This is a genomic window from Noviherbaspirillum sp., assembly GCF_036846085.1.
Taxonomy (GTDB): domain Bacteria; phylum Pseudomonadota; class Gammaproteobacteria; order Burkholderiales; family Burkholderiaceae_D; genus Noviherbaspirillum.
In genome coordinates this window covers 1-3,247 of record NZ_DAIUCO010000377.1, presented here as the reverse complement: position 1 = coordinate 3,247, position 3,247 = coordinate 1, and the positions used below count along the sequence as shown (strand labels likewise).

Sequence of the window (3,247 nt, the reverse complement as noted above, 5' to 3'; positions counted from 1 at the left end):
GCCCGCCCACTGCGCCCGAACGAACGAGTCCTCGCCGCGCACAAAATTGAGGTCGCAGGACCATAGCAGCTTGTCGTAATCTGGCTGGGGAACAAAAGGCAGGACGCGCACGGTTAGCATGCCGTTGGTGCGTACCGCGCCGGCTTTTGCTTCCGCGCCGAGAAATGCCTGAACGGTTTCCTTTGCAACACCCTCAGGCACCAGGCAGGTGATGGCCATGTCACCGCTTCGCCACTGATCAAACAGCGTCAAGACCGGCGCATGCGCATAACAGAACAAAGAAACCTTGAACGAAGCCATCTCTGCATCGGTCATGCCGAAGCGGGCAAGGAAGGCTGTAACTGCGTCCTGATTGGATTGAAACTGATCTCGCTGGTTGTCGAGTAACGCTTCGTGCAGCAGGCCGCCCGTTTTGTTCGTGAACCCGGGGAAGAAAAAATATTTTGTCAGCGGCAGGCGAGGATGCGACGACGGCAGACCATGGCAGCCTTCCACCCAAGCTTCGGCACTCAGGCCTTCCAGATTGAGCCATACCGGACGCGGACTGCACTGCGCCATTGCGGCGATATAGCCTGGCGGGATATCGCATCCAAAGAATTCGATGACGATATCGGCAATGTCGTCGGTAGTGAATACCCCATCCTGGTCGCGCCAGTGGCGCGCCGTCACACCAGCGACTTGTTGCACTTCGGCGTCGACCTCAACATCAGGACAGATTCGCCGAAAGCTCTGCAAGTCGTCCACCCACAAGGTCACTTCAATTCCATGCTCATGGCGCAACTGTCTTGCCAAGCGCCAGCAAATACCGATGTCGCCGAAGTTATCGACGACTTTGCAGAAGATCGCCAGGGACGTTGGGCGGCTTTTATCGGCAGACATTTCTAGCGGATCGCGTTGCAGCGAAGAGATCGATATGTTGGATGCATGATGGCGACTGATGCAGTTCGTGCACGCGGCTTGCGAATGTTCGGGCGATGTACAGGCTCGGCAGGAGATTTTCCGGACTGCATCCCTACACGACCGAAACTGACTTCAGCGGAATACTATCCTGTGCACACAACGGAAAACGGAATACTGCTTCGGAAAAGAAAAACGCCACGCATATGCGTGGCGTTTTATCTGGCGTCCCCAGGGGGATTCGAACCCCCGTACTCACCGTGAAAGGGTGATGTCCTAGGCCTCTAGACGATGGGGACAGTAACCTGTCCAACTGCTTACTTCCGCGGCGGCTATTGTACTTCTTTTTGCTTCTGATAACCAGCTACATATCGCACAAACCACGCACATTCCGCTGGTGGAGGTAAGCGGGATCGAACCGCTGACCTCTTGCATGCCATGCAAGCGCTCTCCCAGCTGAGCTATACCCCCCGTGCGAAGAAGCGAAATTATAGCAAAGCTTTTGCTTTGGTGTAAATCGCCTTCTCTTAATTTATCAAAGAAACTTTTGCAGCCGCTCCAGAACGACTTCTCGCGCAAACAATTCGATGACGGCGTCGATTGCCGGGGTTTGCAGCTGACCGGTAATCATCAGGCGCAACGGCATGGCGAGCTGGGGCATCTTCAACTTGTGAGCGGCAAGCACTTCTTTCAGTGCCGACGACAGTGCCGCCTTGTTCCATTCCACTGCCTTTACACGCTCGGCATAGTCGGCCAGTGCGGGTTTGACGGCATCGGTGATGTGCTGCGTGACCAGTGCGGCGTCCGGGGCGGGTTGACGGTAGAACAGCATCGCTGCGACGGCAAGCTCATTGATCGTGTTGGCACGTTCTTTCATTAGTGCAATCACTGCTTCCAGTGCAGGAGCGCCGTCGAACCGTGCGCCCTCCTTTTCCATCAACGGGCGGGCAAGCGATGCGAGGCGGTCATTGTCCGCGAGCTTGATGTAATGATTATTCAGCCATGCAAGCTTTTCCGGGTTGAACTGTGCCGGCGACTTCGACAGATGGTCGAGATCGAACCACTCGCAAAGCTGCTGCACCGAGAAGATCTCATCATCGCCGTGACTCCATCCGAGGCGGGCGAGATAGTTCAGCATTGCTTCAGGCAGGAAGCCTTGGGCCGGATATTCCATGACACTCACCGCGCCATGACGCTTGGACAGCTTCTCGCCGTCCGCTCCGAGGATCATCGGCACGTGGCCATATGCAGGCAGTGAGGCACCAAGGGCCTGGAGAACATTGATCTGGCGTGGCGTATTGTTGACGTGGTCATCTCCGCGGATCACATGCGTGATGCGCATATCCCAATCGTCGACAGCCACGCAAAAGTTGTAGGTCGGTGTGCCGTCGGAGCGCGCAATGATGAAGTCATCCAGCTCGCGGTTGGAGATCGTGATCGGTCCTTTGACCAGGTCGTTCCAGGTCACGTCGCCGTCCAACGGATTCTTGAACCGTACCACCGGCTTGCGCCCTTCCGGCACAGCGGGCAGGGTCTTGCCGGGCTCCGGGCGCCATGTGCCGTCGTAACGCGGCTTGTCACCGACGGCGCGCTGGCGCTCGCGCATGGCCTCGACCTCCTCCGGGGAGCAATAGCAATGATATGCACTGCCGGCCGCCAGCATTTGCGCAACCACTTCCCGGTAACGATCCATCCGCTTCATCTGGTAGAACGGGCCTTCGTCGTGCTGGAGTCCAAGCCACTCCATGCCTTCGAGAATGGCCTGCACCGCTTCCGGGGTGGAGCGTTCAATGTCGGTATCCTCGATGCGCAGGATGAACGTGCCGCCAAAATGCCGGGCATAAGCCCAGGAGAACAGTGCGGTGCGGGCGCCGCCGAGATGGAGATAGCCGGTCGGACTGGGAGCGAAGCGGGTGCGTACGGTCATGGAAAGAAAAACGGCCTTGGGTCGCCAAAGCCGTGGTATCGGGAAAAGCGCTATTTTACCGTGTCGACAACATCGAGGGAACAGCCGGCCCTTGCAGCTGGATGGTTCGCAAGGATTGCCTGCGAGCTACTGGACTGCAGGTTGCGCGGCGGGTCTGGCGTCTTCTCCGGCGGCGGCACTGATAAAATTCTGTTTTTTCGCCATCCAACAGCCAAACAGCCCTATGAGCAACCCTTCGCATCGCAAGCTATTCGTCACGACCGCCCTGCCCTACGCCAACGGCGCATTCCACATCGGCCACATCATGGAATACATCCAGGCCGACATTTGGGTACGGTTTCAGCGCATGCAGGGTAATGAAGTCCATTTCGTCGGCGCGGACGATGCACATGGCACGCCGATCATGATCGCGGCGGAAAAAGC

General features: G+C 57.5%; 3 protein-coding genes and 2 tRNA genes. 1 reads left to right on the top strand and 4 read right to left on the bottom strand.

Annotation, left to right across the window (positions count from 1 at the left end; genetic code table 11):
* The 4 genes from earP to gltX form a co-directional block, all read right to left on the bottom strand.
* Nucleotides 1-879, bottom strand: an 879-nt coding sequence (gene earP / locus V7080_RS24925; protein ID WP_334191068.1) for an elongation factor P maturation arginine rhamnosyltransferase EarP, incomplete at its 3' end; no start/stop codon positions are given.
* Between the two features lie 241 nt (nt 880-1,120).
* A tRNA-Glu gene (locus V7080_RS24920) sits at nt 1,121-1,196 on the bottom strand.
* A gap of 96 nt (nt 1,197-1,292) precedes the next feature.
* A tRNA-Ala gene (locus V7080_RS24915) sits at nt 1,293-1,368 on the bottom strand.
* 64 nt (nt 1,369-1,432) lie between these two features.
* Entirely contained in the window at nt 1,433-2,824 is a 1,392-nt protein-coding gene (gene gltX / locus V7080_RS24910) for a glutamate--tRNA ligase (RefSeq protein ID WP_334191067.1), read from the bottom strand.
* A 223-nt stretch (nt 2,825-3,047) separates the two neighbouring features.
* Here gltX and V7080_RS24905 point away from each other — a divergent pair.
* A partial coding sequence (locus tag V7080_RS24905; RefSeq protein WP_334191066.1) for a class I tRNA ligase family protein occupies nt 3,048-3,247 on the top strand: 200 nt, incomplete at its 3' end.

Bases quoted from the DNA above. Each gene is read 5' to 3' on its own strand.
- gltX (WP_334191067.1), bottom strand. From the start codon at position 2,824: ATGACCGTACGCACCCGCTTCGCTCCCAGTCCGACCGGCTATCTCCAT.